16 protein-coding genes are annotated in these 14,857 nt (G+C 60.9%); 7 read left to right on the forward strand and 9 right to left on the reverse strand.

The features are described from left to right. Positions 1–13 precede the first annotated feature (13 nt). Complete coding sequence (locus ASC90_RS11570) at positions 14–202, forward strand: DUF1289 domain-containing protein (RefSeq protein WP_056539907.1); 189 nt, start codon at positions 14–16, stop codon at positions 200–202. Next, positions 199–900: a TIGR02281 family clan AA aspartic protease gene (locus tag ASC90_RS11575; RefSeq protein ID WP_056539909.1), complete on the forward strand. Its 702-nt coding sequence runs from the start codon at positions 199–201 to the stop codon at positions 898–900. The genes ASC90_RS11570 and ASC90_RS11575 overlap by 4 nt, the downstream gene beginning before the upstream one ends. Before the next feature lie 44 nt (positions 901–944). On the opposite strand, the gene ASC90_RS11580 is transcribed toward ASC90_RS11575, so the two are convergent. The 8 genes from ASC90_RS11580 to ASC90_RS11615 all read right to left on the reverse strand — a co-directional run bounded on the left by ASC90_RS11580 (position 945) and on the right by ASC90_RS11615 (position 10,834). Continuing rightward, a complete protein-coding gene (locus ASC90_RS11580) occupies positions 945–1,706 on the reverse strand; it encodes an ABC transporter permease (protein WP_056539913.1) in 762 nt (253 codons plus the stop codon). Next, complete coding sequence (locus tag ASC90_RS11585; protein WP_056539916.1) at positions 1,703–2,629, reverse strand: ABC transporter ATP-binding protein; 927 nt, start codon at positions 2,627–2,629, stop codon at positions 1,703–1,705. Before ASC90_RS11585 ends, ASC90_RS11580 begins: the two co-directional genes overlap by 4 nt. 384 nt (positions 2,630–3,013) lie before the next feature. Beyond that, the gene (locus ASC90_RS11590) at positions 3,014–4,339 is read right to left on the reverse strand and encodes an extensin family protein (RefSeq protein WP_056539919.1); all 1,326 of its coding nucleotides are present in this window, start codon (positions 4,337–4,339) and stop codon (positions 3,014–3,016) included. A 170-nt stretch (positions 4,340–4,509) separates the two neighbouring features. Continuing rightward, a complete protein-coding gene (locus tag ASC90_RS11595; protein WP_056539921.1) occupies positions 4,510–5,919 on the reverse strand; it encodes a pyridoxal-dependent decarboxylase in 1,410 nt (469 codons plus the stop codon). Between the two features lie 141 nt (positions 5,920–6,060). After that, complete coding sequence (locus ASC90_RS11600; protein WP_056539923.1) at positions 6,061–6,309, reverse strand: hypothetical protein; 249 nt, start codon at positions 6,307–6,309, stop codon at positions 6,061–6,063. Positions 6,310–6,381: 72 nt separating this feature from the next. Then, the gene (locus ASC90_RS11605; protein ID WP_056539926.1) at positions 6,382–6,576 is read right to left on the reverse strand and encodes a hypothetical protein; all 195 of its coding nucleotides are present in this window, start codon (positions 6,574–6,576) and stop codon (positions 6,382–6,384) included. A 452-nt stretch (positions 6,577–7,028) separates the two neighbouring features. Then, on the reverse strand, positions 7,029–8,687 hold the full coding sequence (locus tag ASC90_RS11610; protein WP_056540264.1) for an alpha/beta-hydrolase family protein: 1,659 nt from the start codon (positions 8,685–8,687) through the stop codon (positions 7,029–7,031). A gap of 326 nt (positions 8,688–9,013) precedes the next feature. Next, entirely contained in the window at positions 9,014–10,834 is a 1,821-nt protein-coding gene (locus ASC90_RS11615; protein ID WP_056539936.1) for a methyl-accepting chemotaxis protein, read from the reverse strand. 348 nt (positions 10,835–11,182) lie between these two features. Between ASC90_RS11615 and ASC90_RS11620 the strand changes: the two genes are divergently transcribed. The 5 genes from ASC90_RS11620 (at position 11,183) to ASC90_RS11640 (ending at position 14,184) form a co-directional block, all read left to right on the forward strand. Then, on the forward strand, positions 11,183–11,959 hold the full coding sequence (locus tag ASC90_RS11620) for an adenylate/guanylate cyclase domain-containing protein (protein ID WP_056539939.1): 777 nt from the start codon (positions 11,183–11,185) through the stop codon (positions 11,957–11,959). Between the two features lie 87 nt (positions 11,960–12,046). Then, entirely contained in the window at positions 12,047–12,709 is a 663-nt protein-coding gene (locus tag ASC90_RS11625) for a peroxiredoxin (protein ID WP_056539942.1), read from the forward strand. A 166-nt stretch (positions 12,710–12,875) separates the two neighbouring features. Beyond that, a complete protein-coding gene (locus ASC90_RS11630) occupies positions 12,876–13,262 on the forward strand; it encodes an acyl-CoA thioesterase (protein WP_056539945.1) in 387 nt (128 codons plus the stop codon). Between the two features lie 5 nt (positions 13,263–13,267). After that, on the forward strand, positions 13,268–13,855 hold the full coding sequence (locus tag ASC90_RS11635; protein ID WP_056539948.1) for a hypothetical protein: 588 nt from the start codon (positions 13,268–13,270) through the stop codon (positions 13,853–13,855). Next, a complete protein-coding gene (locus ASC90_RS11640) occupies positions 13,852–14,184 on the forward strand; it encodes a metalloregulator ArsR/SmtB family transcription factor (RefSeq protein WP_244480362.1) in 333 nt (110 codons plus the stop codon). The genes ASC90_RS11635 and ASC90_RS11640 overlap by 4 nt, the downstream gene beginning before the upstream one ends. A 19-nt stretch (positions 14,185–14,203) precedes the next feature. Here the strand turns inward: ASC90_RS11640 and ASC90_RS11645 are convergent, their stop codons facing one another. Beyond that, complete coding sequence (locus ASC90_RS11645; protein WP_056539951.1) at positions 14,204–14,557, reverse strand: DMT family protein; 354 nt, start codon at positions 14,555–14,557, stop codon at positions 14,204–14,206. Between the last annotated feature and the right edge of the window lie 300 nt (positions 14,558–14,857).

The following is a 14,857-nucleotide window of genomic DNA, read 5'->3' on the forward strand; positions in this document are numbered from 1 at the left end:
CGATATAAGTTCCATGCAAACACCCTGCATCAACGTGTGCTCCATCGACCCGGCAACCCGCCTGTGCATGGGGTGCGGCCGTACGCTTGCAGAAATCGCTGGCTGGGTTTCGTTTTCGGACGAGGAGCGCCGACGCCTGATGACCTTGCTGCCGTCGCGCCTTCAGGCGGCCATGGCGCCCGCAGTGGAGCAGCCCGCATGAATCGCATGACGATAACCTTCGCCATTCTGGGGCTGGGCCTCGCCGTCCTTATCTTCAGCGGCGACAGCAACCGCGTCTTCGGCATGCGCAGCGACGACTTCGGCCGCATCGTCTACCTGCTTCCGATCGCACTGATGCTCATGGCAGCGGTCTGGGGCAGACGGGTCAGTATGGGCGAAACCATGCGCAATCTGGCGATCTGGCTCGTGCTGATCCTCGCGCTTGCGACTGCTTACCTTTACCGACACGAGGCGATCGGCGTCGGAAACCGTCTCCTCGCCGGGCTCGTCCCCGGCCGCGCCGTCGTTGTCACCACCAGCGAGGGCGGCAAGGAAGTGATCCTGCACAAGCTCATGAACGGCCACTACGAAGCCTACGTCACGGTGAACGGCCAGAGCATTGCGATGCTGGTCGATACGGGCGCCAGCATGGTGGCACTGTCGAGCGAGGACGCCAAGCGCGTCGGCCTCATCCCCGAAAACCTCGACTATACAATGACGGTCATGACCGCGAACGGTCGCGCCCTTGCAGCACCCGTGACTCTTGCAGAGGTCGCGATCGGCCCCATTGTCCGAAAGAACGTCGCCGCCAGCGTCGCCGAGGACGGCAAGCTCGACCAGAGCCTGCTCGGCATGAGCTTCCTCTCCACGCTCGGCTCGCTCCAGATGCAGACGGATGAACTGCGGCTGCGCGACTAGCTATCTCTTGCCTGCCACTGCCTGAGAAGAAAAGCTGACCCGGCTCAGTTCCGGAGCCTGTATCCCGTCTTGAACATCCAGCCCAGCGTGCCCAGGCAGATGGCCAGGAAGACCGAAATCATCCCGAGGCTCACCAGCGGATTGACGTCGGCAATGCCGAAGAAGCTCCAGCGAAATCCGCTGACGAGATAGAGCACCGGATTGAAGTGGCTGACCGCTTGCCAGAAAGGCGGCAGCATATTGATCGAGTAGAAGCTGCCCCCCAGGAAGGTCAGTGGCGGCACGACGAGCATAGGGATGAGGTTCAATTGCTCGAAGTTGGTCGCCCAGATGCCGATCATGAAGCCGAACAGACTGAAGGTAATAGCTGTCAGCAGGAAGAACAGAACCATCATCGCCGGATGCTCGATCCTGAGATCGACGAAGACGGTCGCCGTCAGCAGGATGATCACGCCGATCATCAGCCCCTTCGTGGCTGCCGCCCCGACGTAGCCAAGCAGTATCTCGCTCATGGCTACCGGCGCCGACAATACCTCGTAGATCGTGCCGGTGAACTTCGGAAAGTAGATGCCGAAAGACCCGTTGCTGACGCACTGGCCAAGCAGCGTCAGCATGATCAGCCCCGGCGTGATGAACGCGCCGTAGGACACACCCTCCACTTGTTCGATCCGCGACCCGATCGCTGCACCGAACACGATGAAATAGAGCGATGTCGAGATGACGGGCGAAACGACGCTCTGCAGCAGCGTGCGGCGCGTGCGTGCCATCTCGAAGAGATAAATCGATTTGACGGCTTCGAAATTCATTTCGATCCTCCCACGAGTGCGACGAAAATGTCTTCCAGCGAACTCTGCTGCGTGGAAAGATCCTTGAAGTGAATGTTGTGCTCGGCTAGTCCCGTCAGCAGCGTCGCGATGCTCTCCTGCTCGTTCTGCGCGTCGAAATCGTAGACCAGCCGGTTGCCGCCGGCCGTCAGTGAAAGACCGTTTCCGGCAAAGCGCTCCGGCAATGCCCGCAGTGGTTCCACCAGATCGAGAATGAGCTGCTTGCGGCCAAGCTTCGCCATCAGCGCGGTCTTGTCTTCGACCAGCAGCAGCTGCCCCCCATTGATGACGCCGACCCGATCGGCAATCTCTTCTGCCTCTTCGATGTAGTGCGTCGTCAGAATGATCGTAACGCCCGACTGCCTCAGCTTCTCCACGACATGCCACATGTCCTTGCGCAGCGTCACGTCGACGCCGGCAGTGGGTTCGTCGAGAAACAGGATCTCGGGCTCGTGCGACAACGCCTTGGCAATCAGCACGCGCCGCTTCATGCCGCCCGAAAGCTGGCGGAGCATGTTGTCCTTCTTGTCCCATAGCGACAGGTCGCGCAGCACCTTCTCGATGTGCGCCGGATTGGCCTTCTTACCGTGCAGCCCGCGCGAAAAGCTCACGGTGTTCCACACGGTCTCGAACTGATCCGTCGTAAGCTCCTGCGGCACCAGGCCGATCATCGAACGCGTCGCGCGAAAATCCTTGACGACATCGTGGCCGCCGACCAGCACCTCGCCGCCACTCGGATTGGCGATGCCGCAGACGATCGAGATCAAGGTCGTCTTGCCGGCGCCGTTCGGTCCGAGCAGCGCCAGGATTTCGCCCTTTTCGATATCGAGATCGATGCCCTTCAGGGCCTGAAATCCGTTTGCATATGTCTTGGTGAGATTTCGGATGGAAATGATCGGGGCCATAAGGGCTCTTCTGAACTGTAGGGCGTGTTTCACCGCGCTATATAACCGCTTTGAGTGGTTTTGACATCCCGATCGGGGTGAACAGAGTATTCGAGTGCGTGAAAGCGGGCGGGCAAGAAAAAAACGTGCGGGGCTGTGGATAAATCTGGCCGTTCCGGCATGTCATCAAGCGGTGATCTTCGCGGCGCATAAAAACGGCGAGGCAGCAGTGCTCTCCGTTCCACCGCCCTTCGCGGAGCAGCCCCTGAGCGATCTCGTTACGCTCCTCGTGCAGCCTCGACAGGCAGTACAGCATACATGCCAGTCGTCATGTGCCTTGAACGCCGCCGGTCCCGCCACCCGCCTGCGTTCACCTCGGCCGGCCCAGCGCCGGCCGTTTCCTTTTCAATCGCAGTAGGCCCTGCCGCTCTTGCGCGACCTGAGATCGAAATGGAAGTGATTCCAATGCTCCGGATTGCTTCCCGGTCCGAGCACCGTATTGAAATACTTGCAGCTGTCGCTGCGCACCGCCTGCAACAGCCGGCCCTCGCGGAAGGAGAACAGCCCCTTCTTGCGCACATCGATCTGGCGGCCGCTCTTAAGAACGAACTTGCCAACGTCAATCGCATTGCCACGGGCATGTTCGGACATCGGATTGTAGCGCTGACGACTGTTGTTCATCCTACGGCAGCTGTAGCCGCCGAGCGGCTGGATCGTCTTGATTCCGGACCAATAACGAAAGCGGGCCGAGGGCGCCAATTCGTTCTTGACCCATTTGGCAAAGGCGAGCGTCACCTGGCAGTTCAGCGTCACCGCCGGCTTTACGCCGATACTGCCGGAAAGTCCCTGAAGCGAGATCGGGTATGGAACCTGGCATGCCGGCCCCTGGGAGATTGCGGGCTTGTCGGCATAGACGACGCCCATCCGCTTCAACTCGCGGCGGCAGGCCAACTCCGACGCCGGCATCACGCTCGGATCGGCGGGCGCCGTCGGCGCCGTCGTCATCGGCGCGGCAGGATTGCTTGGCCGCAGCATGGCGACCTCCTGCTCCTCATTCTCTTCAGGAACGCGCGAAGGCGCCACGACCGCGCTGCCGTCGCCCCAGACGGGAGCACGGCTAAGCTGCGCCTTGGCGGCAGGCTGGGGAATTCGCTCCCTGTTGAGCTGCGTCGGGTTCTCCGTGCCAATGCCGTCGACCACCGGCTGGTCGGACTGTCCTTCGGCGATCTGCTGCTGCTGTTCCTGCGCAAGTCCGACGACGGGCTCCGCGCCGAGGTCGTCGTCCATGTTGACGCCACCGGGCGGCACCGCAAGCGACTGCGTACCACCCCAGGTCTGCGGTTGTCCGCTCAGCGAGCCCGCGGCGCCTTGCGCGCCCGCCATGGCCTCGTCGCTGTCGATCATCGGCAATCGCCCGGTCGGCGCACCCGACGCGGATTGCAGCGGCTGCGATCGCGTCACGCCGCGCGAATGTCCTGTTCCGGCAAGATTGGGTGAATCGAGATAATCGGCCGATCCCTCCGCTCCGCTGACCGGAGCGGGATAGGCCTGCTGGCTCTCTGTCATCGTCATTTGCGTGACGGGGACACGCCGCTGCGGAGAAATCGAACTGACCTTGGTTCCACTATCGACCTCGCCGGGCGGAATAAGCCCATCCGTCGAGCAGGTTGTCAGGGCCGTTGAAAGCAGCACAGGCAGCACGTATCGCCGCAGAATGGAACCAGACGCCATACTCTCATCGCTTCCGAAGAACCGCAGTGATCAAAAAACTTCAATCGAAATTTAGTGAAGAACGGTGAACGAAAGCTTACCCCGCGACCGCTGGCCCCACGCGACGACGCAAATTCATACCGTCGGCGCGCGAACCGCAGCTGGCATGGCTCCATCTCGAATGCGCCTCGTTATTCTTCGGTGGCTTGGCGTTCCGCACGATAGGTGGTGACAATTGCGTCCACGGCCTTCCCGATCTCGGCGGAATTTGTCTGATAATTGATCACCGACAGCCGCATGACCTGCATGCCGCGCCATGTCGCACCACCGGCGAAGATTGCGCCCTCGTGTTGGAGGGCGGCAATTGTCCGCTTCGTCAGCGCATTCGCCTGCTCAGCCGGCAGGTCGCTGCCGAACCGCACGATGATCTGGTTGAGGACCACATCATTGATCACGGCGATGCCCTGCACCCGCGCAAGCGCTGCCGCCATTGCTGCGGCAGCCTCGCAGGCTCTATCGACCAGATCCTGCACACCGCTGCGGCCAAGATGCTTGATCATCGCCCAGGTCGCAAAACCGCGCGCCCGCCTTGAAAGTTCAGGTACGTAGAGCGACGGATCACGCTCTCCCTCGCTGGCGAGCGGCAGATAACTCGCGGAAATCGTCATGGCCCGCCGATGCGCGAGTTCGTCCCGAACAATAGCATAACCACAATCATAAGGGGTCTGCAGCCATTTGTGCCCATCCGTCGCCCAGCTATCCGCCAACGCCACCCCGGCCGTCAGGTGACGCCGCTGCGGCGAGGCCTGCGCCCAAAGACCGAACGCGCCGTCGATATGCACCCATGCCCCCTTGGCCTTGGCCAAAGGAACGAGCGTCTGGAAATGGTCGGATGCGCCGGTGTTGATCTGCCCGGCTTGCAAGATGGCAATGCAAGGACCGGATGTATCCGCAAGCGCCTGCGAAAACGCCGCGGGCAGTATCCGGCCCTGGTCGTCTGCCGGGATCCGCACGACCCGATCGTGGCCAAGCCCGAGGAACTGCAGCGCGGAAAACACCGTCGTATGCGCATCGTCGCCGATCAGCACCGTGATTGGCGGAGCGCCGAACAACCCTGCGGCATCAACATCCCAGCCGGCCTTGCGCGATACCTCGCCCCGCGCAGCCGCCAGACAGGTGAAGTTCGCGACCGTCGCACCGGTGACGAAGCCAATCGAGCAGGATGAGGGAAGTTCCAGCAGTTCGAGAAGCCATTGCGCCGCGACCGTTTCCACGGCGGCGGCCGAGGGCGACGCTGTGTGGTTGCCGGCATTCTGGCCCCAGGCGCTTGTCAGAAAATCCGCGGCGACCCCCATCGGGTGCGAACCGCCGATCACCCACCCGAAGAAACGGGAGCCGGTCATCAGATGCAGGCCCGGCTCTGTCTTGGAAACCAGTTCGTCGAGCACTTCGTCCATCGGCGACGAACGGGATGGCAACGCCTCCGCATAGGCATCCACGGACGCCGCATAATCTCGCATTGGTCGGTGGCGGAGATCGTCTGCCGTCCGGAAACGTGCCGCGTGGCCGGCAGCGGTCGAGAAGAGTTCCTTCGTGCCCACGGCGGCTACCTCCCCGGCGAAGTCGGACGTGCCCGATCGACGTGCACGCGATATCGCGCTGCCAAAGTCTACGATGCCTGAAGATAACCGGAAGTTCGTCGCGGTGCCAGCCCGGCTAGAAAACCGTCGCTGGATCGAATTCTAGTGCCGATGACCGCCGGCATTGAGCAATCGTCCCGTCCCGGGCTGCTTGCGCGAGGCATGATCGGCGCCGCGATCGCGGCCGTAGAGCTCGTTCATGATCTTCGCGACCTCAACGGCGTGGCCTTCCGTCAGCCCGTAAAGCATCTGCCCGCCGAACGATGCCGGCTCGTCGGCCTGATTGTCCCATACGGTCCACATATCTAGCGGATCGCAGATGACGTCGTAACGCTGGCCGGAACTATCCATGGGAAAACTGCCTTGATAACCCTGCCGATTTATCCTGCCCTCGGTTAACGCACCCTTGCGCCCGAAAACTATTTAGCGGGGGCGATTTCTTGCCCTTACGATCGGGAAGCCGAGAAAATACCAGGACAGTGCCGTGCCAAGAGCAACGGGTGCGATCGCACCGGCATCGTCGCCGCGCAGCAGGAAAGCCAGCAGTCCGGCGGCCGCGCCGACGATAACCAGATCGACCAGACATGGCCGCGAATCAGATGATGATTTGTCTCCCATGACTTCCGCTTAGGACATCCCGTGGAGGGGCAAAAGCGTCCGACGTTCCGGTGGCTAACACTGTGTTAAACCCATCCGCCACACTCGTTCCGGGGCTTACGTCCGCGCCGATCTGGAGCACATTGGGCCATCCCATCATCTGGAATCCGATGTCCCCTCACTTATTGCGGAGGAACGCTGCCTGTCACGATCCGGTCGGTTTTTGACACGTCCATCTGCGGCCAGTTGGACGCTGCCTCCGTGGCCGGACGACTGCCGACCGCGAGGATTGTGATCAAGCCAGCCACGATGGCAGTAAGGAGCAAGCCGCTATAGGTCATTGTTTGGAGCCTCAATGCTGTGGTTTCCCAGCCACTCCGGCGCAAACTGATACGCGAGGCTAAACGAAAGCCTAAGGAACATGGTTAACCCACAGCATAATCCCGCCACAGGCCGGAATGCATGGCACCAGGTCAGTCGTGACTATCAGAATCCGCCTGCAGATCGCGGAAGTGCCGCTTGAGTTCGGTGACCTGGCCCGGCTCGATCTTCGGCTCTGTCACCGCGATCCATGCATCGATGTAATGCTCCGGCGCATAGACGTGGCCGTACCCCATCGGCGATGTCGTGGCGGTGGCCATGTCGACAAGGAGCTGCAGCATCGTCAAAGCGGGGAACCACCGGAAACTCGGTGAAACATCCGGCCCGCGTGGGACCCTCATCCACTCCGGCTCGCGATAGAACGAATGCGCATCGAAGAAGGTCACGGCGTCGCTCGCATATTGCAGGTAAACCATGCGGATCGGTCCCCATACGGCGCCGGGGATGTCGAGCTCGTTGTTCTGGTTGGTGAACCGGATGACCGAGCCATCCCGGAACCGCGGCAGCCAGGCCGGCGATTGCGGATCCCGTCCTGCCGTCACGCTACGCCACATCGCGCTCTCGAAGGGAGGCCCGCTCCAGAGCGCGCCCTGATAGGGATCCGCCACGATGTCGAAGAGATCCGCGGAGAGCTGCGAATTCAGCGAGCCGAGGCTGAGGCCATGCAAATAGAGCTTCGGTCGCTTGTCGTGCGGCAGTTTCGTCCAGTAGCCGTAAACCTCGTGAAACAGCGCCTTGGCAGACTCCGCGCCGTATTCGGGCTCGACCAGCAGTGATAACCAGCTTGTCAAATAGGAATACTGCAACGCAACGCTCGCGACATCGCCGCGATGCAGATATTCGAATGGATCCATGGCCGCGGGATCGACCCAGCCCGTCCCGGTCGGAACGATGATCACAAGCAGCGACCGGTCGAACGCCCCCTGCCGCTTCATTTCCTCCAGAGCAAGACTGGCTCGTTGCTCGATGGTCTCCGCGTTGTTCAGCCCGACATAGACGCGGATCGGGTCCTTCGCCGTTGCATTCCAGAATTTGCCGATGTCGGAGGCCGTTGGCCCCGAAGCAACGAAGTTCCGTCCCTGCCGTCCCAACCCGTCCCAGGTGACCAGCGACGCCGGACTGCCGGTCCTGCCGGATTCGGCCGGCACTGGCACGTCTGGTTCCAGAAGCGCATCGACCTTCTGGAACGAGGAGTCGGCGACATGCATTGCCGCGCGCAGCAGCACGCCGTCGACGACCGACCAGAACAGCGCGATTGCGATCAGCCCGCCGATCACGTTCGAGACCCGCCGCGGCACGAAGCGCGCCAGCCAGCCGGAAATCGCCAGGCACGTCAGCCGGAACACTCGCCCGACGAGAACCGCGATAAAGAAGACGACCGCAGCGATGCCGGCAAGCTTGTACGGCTCCGCGCTTTCCACCGGGTCCATGTGCCACAATTCGCGGATCGAATTCTGCCAGCCCGCCGCCTGCCAGAGAAAGCCGATGGCAACCGCCACACCGACAACCCAGACCACAACTCTGAGGAAGCGCCCTGTTCGCGGGGCCGGCAGCTCCATGTAGTTCCAGAGCCAGGCAATCACCACGCCGAACAAATACCCGACGCCGGCCGACACCCCCGACAGCGCCCCTTGAACGATGAAGCTGCGCGGCATCAGGCTCGGCGTCAGCGACGCGGCGAAGAATGCAAAGCCAAGTGCGAGACCCAACGGCGAAAGCGACGCCAGGATATTTGAAAGCCACGGCCGCATGTTCATCCCCCACCTGCGGTCCTGAAACAGGAACACCGCTAGCCAATCTGGCGCAACATCGATTGCCCGGAAATTACATCTCAATACCCATGGAAGGCTGGGCAACCCGGAAGTCCCTCACCCCCGCTTGTCGAACAGGCTGCTGCAGAAACCGCGCAAGGCAGCGGACGGCAGCTTGACGTTCGATGTGCACGCTCACGACCCGCTCCGTTGCCTCGCCCACAGCACTGGTTGTGAGCTTACCGCCTAAAAATGCAAACTCAAGTCGAGGGAATAAATTAGGGCGGTGCGCAAGTGCAACCGCCCTATTCCACCCATCGACGCAGCTACGCCGCTCGGCCAAGACGCCGCGTATCGGCTTGCTGTGCTGACCGCAGGCGAAAATTCGCTAGCAGCCCGCTCAGTTGGTGGCTTTCCTCCGCAAGCGTCTGGCTCGCCGCCGTTGTCTCTTCGACCATCGCAGCATTCTGTTGCGTCATCTGGTCCATGTGGTTGACAGAGGTGTTGATCTCGTGGAGACCCGTCGCCTGCTCGCGCGCCGCCGTGGCAATGGAGTCGACATGCGCATTGACGCGGTTGACCAGTTCCTCGATCTCGACAAGCGCATCGCCGGTCGAACGCACCAGCGTGACCCCGTTTCCGACTTCGCTGGCGGACTTGCTGATCAGTGCCTTGATCTCCTTGGCGGCGCTCGCCGACCGCTGCGCCAGTTCGCGCACCTCCTGGGCGACGACAGCGAAACCTCGGCCCGCTTCGCCGGCCCGCGCGGCCTCAACGCCGGCATTGAGCGCCAGCAGGTTCGTCTGGAAGGCAATCTCGTCGATAACGCCGATGATCTGGCCGATGCGGTTAGACGAATCCTCGATACAGTTCATCGCCGTAACGGCGTTGCGAACGATCTCGCCCGACTTGCCGGCACTCGCCTTCGTTTCGGCCACCATTTCCCGAGCTTCGCTGGCCCGCTCCGAGGCTGTCTTGACGGTCGCCGTGATCTCGTCCAGGGCTGCGGCGGTTTCTTCGAGTGCCGCCGCCTGCTGCTCCGTACGCTTCGACAGGTTGTTGGTCGCCTCGCTGATATCGCCGGCGCTGTCGTTGACGATCCGGCTTGATTCCGCGATCGCCTGGATCACGCCGTTCAATGCGTCGACAGCCGTGTTGAAGTCGCCACGAAGCTTGCCGTAGTCATCGCCTATATCGCCGATGGCAACGGTAAGATCGCCGGCAGCCAGTTTTTCCAATCCGGCGCCCAGCGACTGGATCGCAAAGCTTTGCCGATCGGCGGCCGACCGCCAGCTTGCCTCGTTCCCGCGACGCTCGTCGTCAATGACCCGCTGCTGTTCGCTTTCGCGGTCACGCATGACGACGCGGTCGTGCACGGAATCGCGCAGCACGAGCAGGGCCTTCGCCATCTGGCCGATTTCATCGCGGCGATCGTGATCGGAAATCTCGACGGTGTGCTCCTCGGCTGCAATGGCGTTCATCGCACCCTGCAGGCGGGCGATCGGCAGCGTGACACTGCGCACGATGGCAAAGGCAACCGAGATGATGACGATGGCGCCGGCAAGGCAGGTCAGAGCGGCCCACAGCGCGTTCTGCCGGTAGAGCGCCGCCAGATCGTCGGCATAGACGCCTGTTCCGACCACCCAGCCCCATGGCTCGAAGCCGACGACGTGCGAATATTTCAGCACCGGATCGGCGGCGCCCGGCTTCGGCCAGTAGTAGTCGACAAAGCCCTCGCCGCTCTTCTTCACGGTATTGGCGAATTCGACGAAAATGAACTTGCCGTTCGGGTCCTTGTTCTGAGACAGGTCCGTTCCGTTCAGCTCCGGTTTGATCGGATGCATGATCATCGTCGGATGCATGTCGTTGATCCAGAAATAACCGTTGCCGCCGTAGCGCATGGTCGAGATGACGTCCTTGGCAGCGGTTTGCGCCTGCTCCCGTGTCATGGTGCCCGCCTGTTCCAGCTTGTAGTACTTCTGGAAGATCGCGATGGCGGTCGCATCCATCTGCGCAAGGCCATTCTTCCGCTCGCTCTCCAGCCTGGCGTGCGAATAGTTAAGGAAGAAGGCAATGGTCAGCACTAGAATGGCCAGCGCCATCACGACGAGAGTGTAGAGGCGAGTAGAAATCTTCACGTTACGCATGGATCCCCGGCAGTTCAGAATTTGATAATAGTCAAATACTGCAATGGGTCTCTTACCGTATCGTGAACTTCGATTAGGCACCACTCACATAACGTTACGTCAGACAAATCTCCAAAGTCGATTTGAATTCATATAAACGTTTATTATAAAACGATATTCTGTCGAGCAGAAAATCTGGTTGGCCAATATCCGATAGGACTTTAGTTGGAGACTTTTCGTCGGGTTGCGTTGGCTTTCGGGGTGGCTTGATCTTCAGAACTCTACAGGAGTTGCCAAAGAACAATGAATGTCAGATGCTTCTTGTGAGCCACGGCCATGTGCCTTGGCAGCGGAGGTGGATGGCGAAACATGACAGCAGCCTCGGATCTCATCCAGCCGAACGGCCAGGGCAGCGCCAAAATCTGCCTGGGTTGCTGGGACCAGATGCACGTCCCGATCCCGATTCGCGGTCCGCTTGCGCTTCCGTTCCGCGCCTTCGGGATCACCCGCAGCAAGATGAACCCGAACATCTGCACGATCTGCGAACGTTCCTTTCGATATGTCAAGAAGAAGCGCCATGTCACCGTCAGCGCCACCATCCTCTTTGCAGACATAAGGGGTTTCACAAGGCTGTCTGAACGGATCGATCCGGTCAAGTTGAGCGAACTCGTCAGCATGTTCCAGGATTTGTGCGCGCAGGCGATCTGGGCGCACGACGGCATCGTCAACAAGCAGATGGGCGATGGCCTGATGGCGATTTTCAATTTTCCGATCAAGATAGGGGATCACGCCGGCGCCGCCATCATGGCAGCGCGCGACATCCAGCGGCGTTGCACCGCGGCCCTCGATCGTTTGAACGCCGATCTCGACAGTTCGCACGGGCCTGCGCTCGGCGTTGGTGTCGGCGTCCACACCGGAGACGTCGAGATCGGCGAGTTTTCGACTTTCCGCAGTGATTTCACGGCGATCGGCGGCGCGGTCAATCTCGCGGCGAGATTGGAATCCAAGGCGGCCGCCGGCGAAATCCTGGTGTCGGACGCAACGGCCGCCCAGGCGCCGGACCGGATGACAGGAGCGGAGCCGCGCCTGCTCGCGCTCAAGGGCATAGCGCAGCCCGTGCAGGCGCGGGTCCTCATCAAAAGCTGATCGTTTCCGCCCTCCCTGCACTTGATTAAATCAGCGATTTGGCAAACAGATCAGCCACGATGACAATTGCAACCTCGGGAGTGAACGATGACCCTCGCTATCAATGATATCGCACCGGATTTTGAAGCAGAAACGACCGACGGAAAAATTCGCTTCCATGACTGGATCGGCGATTCCTGGGCCGTGATGTTCTCGCATCCTAAGGATTTCACGCCGGTCTGCACCACCGAGCTCGGCTACATGGCCAAAATCAAGCCCGAATTCGACAAGCGCGGTGTCAAGATCATCGGCCTGTCGGTCGATCCGCTTGATCGGCATGCCGGCTGGGCGAGCGACATCGAGGAAACGCAGGGCCACGCGCCCAATTTCCCGATGATCGCGGATATCGACTACAATGTCTCCAAGCTCTACGGCATGCTTCCGGCACCGGTCTCCGGCGATCCGACAAAGCGCACGCCGGCGGACAACCAGACCGTCCGCAACGTGTTTGTCGTTGGCCCCGACAAGAAGGTGAAGCTGATCCTGATCTATCCGATGACGACCGGCCGCAATTTCGATGAGGTGCTGCGCGTCATCGACTCGCTCCAACTCACTGCCAAGCACCGCGTTGCGACCCCGGTAAACTGGCAGAACGGCGAGGATGTCATCATCGCCGGTTCGGTTGGCGATGATGAAGCCAAGACCATCTACCCGGACGGTTGGAAGGCGCCGAAGCCTTACATCCGCATCGTGCCACAGCCAAAGGGCTGATATTTTCCGGCTGGTAGCCCGGGCGGCGCGCACTTTCATACAGCGCACCCGGGTTTCCGAACGCGGTTCCGCCGTCCGCATTGGCGACATCACCTGATTTCGATTTGCCGGGTCTGCGGTGGGATTCGGCGGATCACCACTTGCACCGCCCAGAACAGGAGCCCCCATGACCGAAGACCTCAAGCCGAAGGGTACGCTGACGCTGCGGACCATGGCGATGCCTGCCGATGCGAACCCGGCCGGCGATATCTTCGGCGGCTGGGTCATGGCCCAGATGGACCTTGCATCGGGCATCTCCGCTGCCGAGCGCGCCAAGGGCCGCGTCGTCACCGCCGCCGTCAAGGAAATGGCCTTCGCGCTGCCGGTCAAGATCGGTGATACCCTCTCGATCTACACCGAGATCGAGCGCGTCGGTCGCACCTCCATCACTCTTTTGGTCGAAGCCTGGGCAACGCGGGCCCGCTACAACAACATGGAAAAGGTCACGGCCGGCATCTTCATCATGGTCGCACTCGACGAGAACGGCCAGCCAACACCCGTTCCCGCGGAATAAGCCCAATGCAGCCGCTCGCGTCGCCCGAGGTCTTCCTCCACATCAAGGTCGTGATGGGGATGGTGATCTCGCTGAGCCTCGCACGGCTGCTCACCGGCATCGCGGGCATCATCCAGCACCCGGCGAAGGGCAAGGTCTATGCCGTGCATCTCGGTTGGGCCTTGTCGATGTTCCTGTTCATCATCCACATCTGGTGGTGGGAGTATCGCGTGCAGGCCATCCCAGTCCTGCATTTCGGCGTCTATCTCTTCCTGGTTTGCTTCTGCAGCCTGTTCTTCCTGCTTTGCGCCCTGCTCTTCCCCGCCTCGCTCGACGAGTACGGCGGCTACGAGGAGTATTTCATTTCCCGCCGTCGCTGGTTCTTCGGCACACTGGCCCTCACCTACGCCATCGACATTGCCGACACCGCCATCAAGGGCCAGGATCATATCGTCTCGCTAGGCTGGGAATATCCCACCCGCAACATCGTCTATATCGTCCTCTGCATCATCGCCGCCTGGACGGCCAACCGGCGCTTCCACGCGATCTTCGTGTCGCTGAACCTGCTGTACCAGGTCAGTTTCATCTTCCGCCTTTACGACGTGATGGGGTGACAGCGCGCGCAATCCGCAACTATTCGGTTGCGGCGCGGTTCGCTGCTCTCGGGGATCCGACCCGCCTGTCGCTGCTCACCACTCTCAGCCACGGGCGAGAACGATCTATCGCTTCACTTTCCGTTGGAACCGAACTGACGCGCCAGGCGATCACCAAACACTTGCATGTGCTCGAGAAGGCCGGCCTTGTCCGCAACAGCAGGATCGGGCGCGAAAGCCATTGTGCCTTCCGCCCGGAACAAATCGTCGAGATGCAGGCCTATCTGGAGACAGTTTCCCGCCAGTGGGACGCCGCGCTCGAACGGCTTCGCTCGTTCGTGGAGTGCTGAACGCAGTCACAAGGCATGCTCAACCACGGAAGATGAAGGACGCACCGACGGCGATCAGGGCGAAGCCGATGGCATGGTTCCATGTCAGGCTCTCACCCAGCCAGAAGACCGAGAAGCCGGAGAACACCAGTAGCGTGATCACCTCCTGCATCGTCTTCAGCTGCGCGGTCGAATAGACCTCCGAGCCGATACGGTTCGCCGGCACGGCCAGGCAATATTCAAAAAAGGCGATCGCCCAACTCACGACGATGGCGATGAAGATTGCTGTGCCCTTGTGTTTCAGATGCCCATACCAGGCGAATGTCATGAATACATTGGAGGCAAGCAACATGATGACCGGCCAGATGGCAGCGGGGCTGATAGCGAACGGCATGAGCGATTCCCGTGAGTTGAAGCTGGCGGCACCATGTATCGCCAAATCGCAGGGCTTCAAGTGTCTTCGAGGCCCTCGCTGCGAGTATGCCCCTGAATCGGCCACGCCGGCATGTGGACCTTCACGCGACCCTTGCCGCAGGAACCGCAATCTTTGATTGCATCGAATTGGTATACATCGCCACAGATCTATGCATGATGATGATCATAGCGTCATTTGAATTTTTCCGTTTTCTGACACCGGCATCCCGATCGATAGCAAGCCTGCAATCCAGCAACACCGCGATGCCGCCTTGCGGCA

This window comes from Rhizobium sp. Root1220 (assembly GCF_001426265.1).
Taxonomy (GTDB): Bacteria; Pseudomonadota; Alphaproteobacteria; order Rhizobiales; family Rhizobiaceae; genus Rhizobium.

Coding starts and splice junctions, on each gene's coding strand:
- ASC90_RS11580 (WP_056539913.1), bottom strand. CDS start 1,706: ATGAATTTCGAAGCCGTCAAATCGATTTATCTCTTCGAGATGGCACGC.
- ASC90_RS11600 (WP_056539923.1), bottom strand. CDS start 6,309: ATGGATAGTTCCGGCCAGCGTTACGACGTCATCTGCGATCCGCTAGAT.
- ASC90_RS11575 (WP_056539909.1), top strand. CDS start 199: ATGAATCGCATGACGATAACCTTCGCCATTCTGGGGCTGGGCCTCGCC.
- ASC90_RS11585 (WP_056539916.1), bottom strand. CDS start 2,629: ATGGCCCCGATCATTTCCATCCGAAATCTCACCAAGACATATGCAAAC.
- ASC90_RS11630 (WP_056539945.1), top strand. CDS start 12,876: ATGACCGAAGACCTCAAGCCGAAGGGTACGCTGACGCTGCGGACCATG.
- ASC90_RS11605 (WP_056539926.1), bottom strand. CDS start 6,576: ATGGGAGACAAATCATCATCTGATTCGCGGCCATGTCTGGTCGATCTG.
- ASC90_RS11570 (WP_056539907.1), top strand. CDS start 14: ATGCAAACACCCTGCATCAACGTGTGCTCCATCGACCCGGCAACCCGC.
- ASC90_RS11620 (WP_056539939.1), top strand. CDS start 11,183: ATGACAGCAGCCTCGGATCTCATCCAGCCGAACGGCCAGGGCAGCGCC.
- ASC90_RS11645 (WP_056539951.1), bottom strand. CDS start 14,557: ATGCCGTTCGCTATCAGCCCCGCTGCCATCTGGCCGGTCATCATGTTG.
- ASC90_RS11610 (WP_056540264.1), bottom strand. CDS start 8,687: ATGCGGCCGTGGCTTTCAAATATCCTGGCGTCGCTTTCGCCGTTGGGT.
- ASC90_RS11635 (WP_056539948.1), top strand. CDS start 13,268: ATGCAGCCGCTCGCGTCGCCCGAGGTCTTCCTCCACATCAAGGTCGTG.
- ASC90_RS11590 (WP_056539919.1), bottom strand. CDS start 4,339: ATGGCGTCTGGTTCCATTCTGCGGCGATACGTGCTGCCTGTGCTGCTT.
- ASC90_RS11625 (WP_056539942.1), top strand. CDS start 12,047: ATGACCCTCGCTATCAATGATATCGCACCGGATTTTGAAGCAGAAACG.
- ASC90_RS11615 (WP_056539936.1), bottom strand. CDS start 10,834: ATGCGTAACGTGAAGATTTCTACTCGCCTCTACACTCTCGTCGTGATG.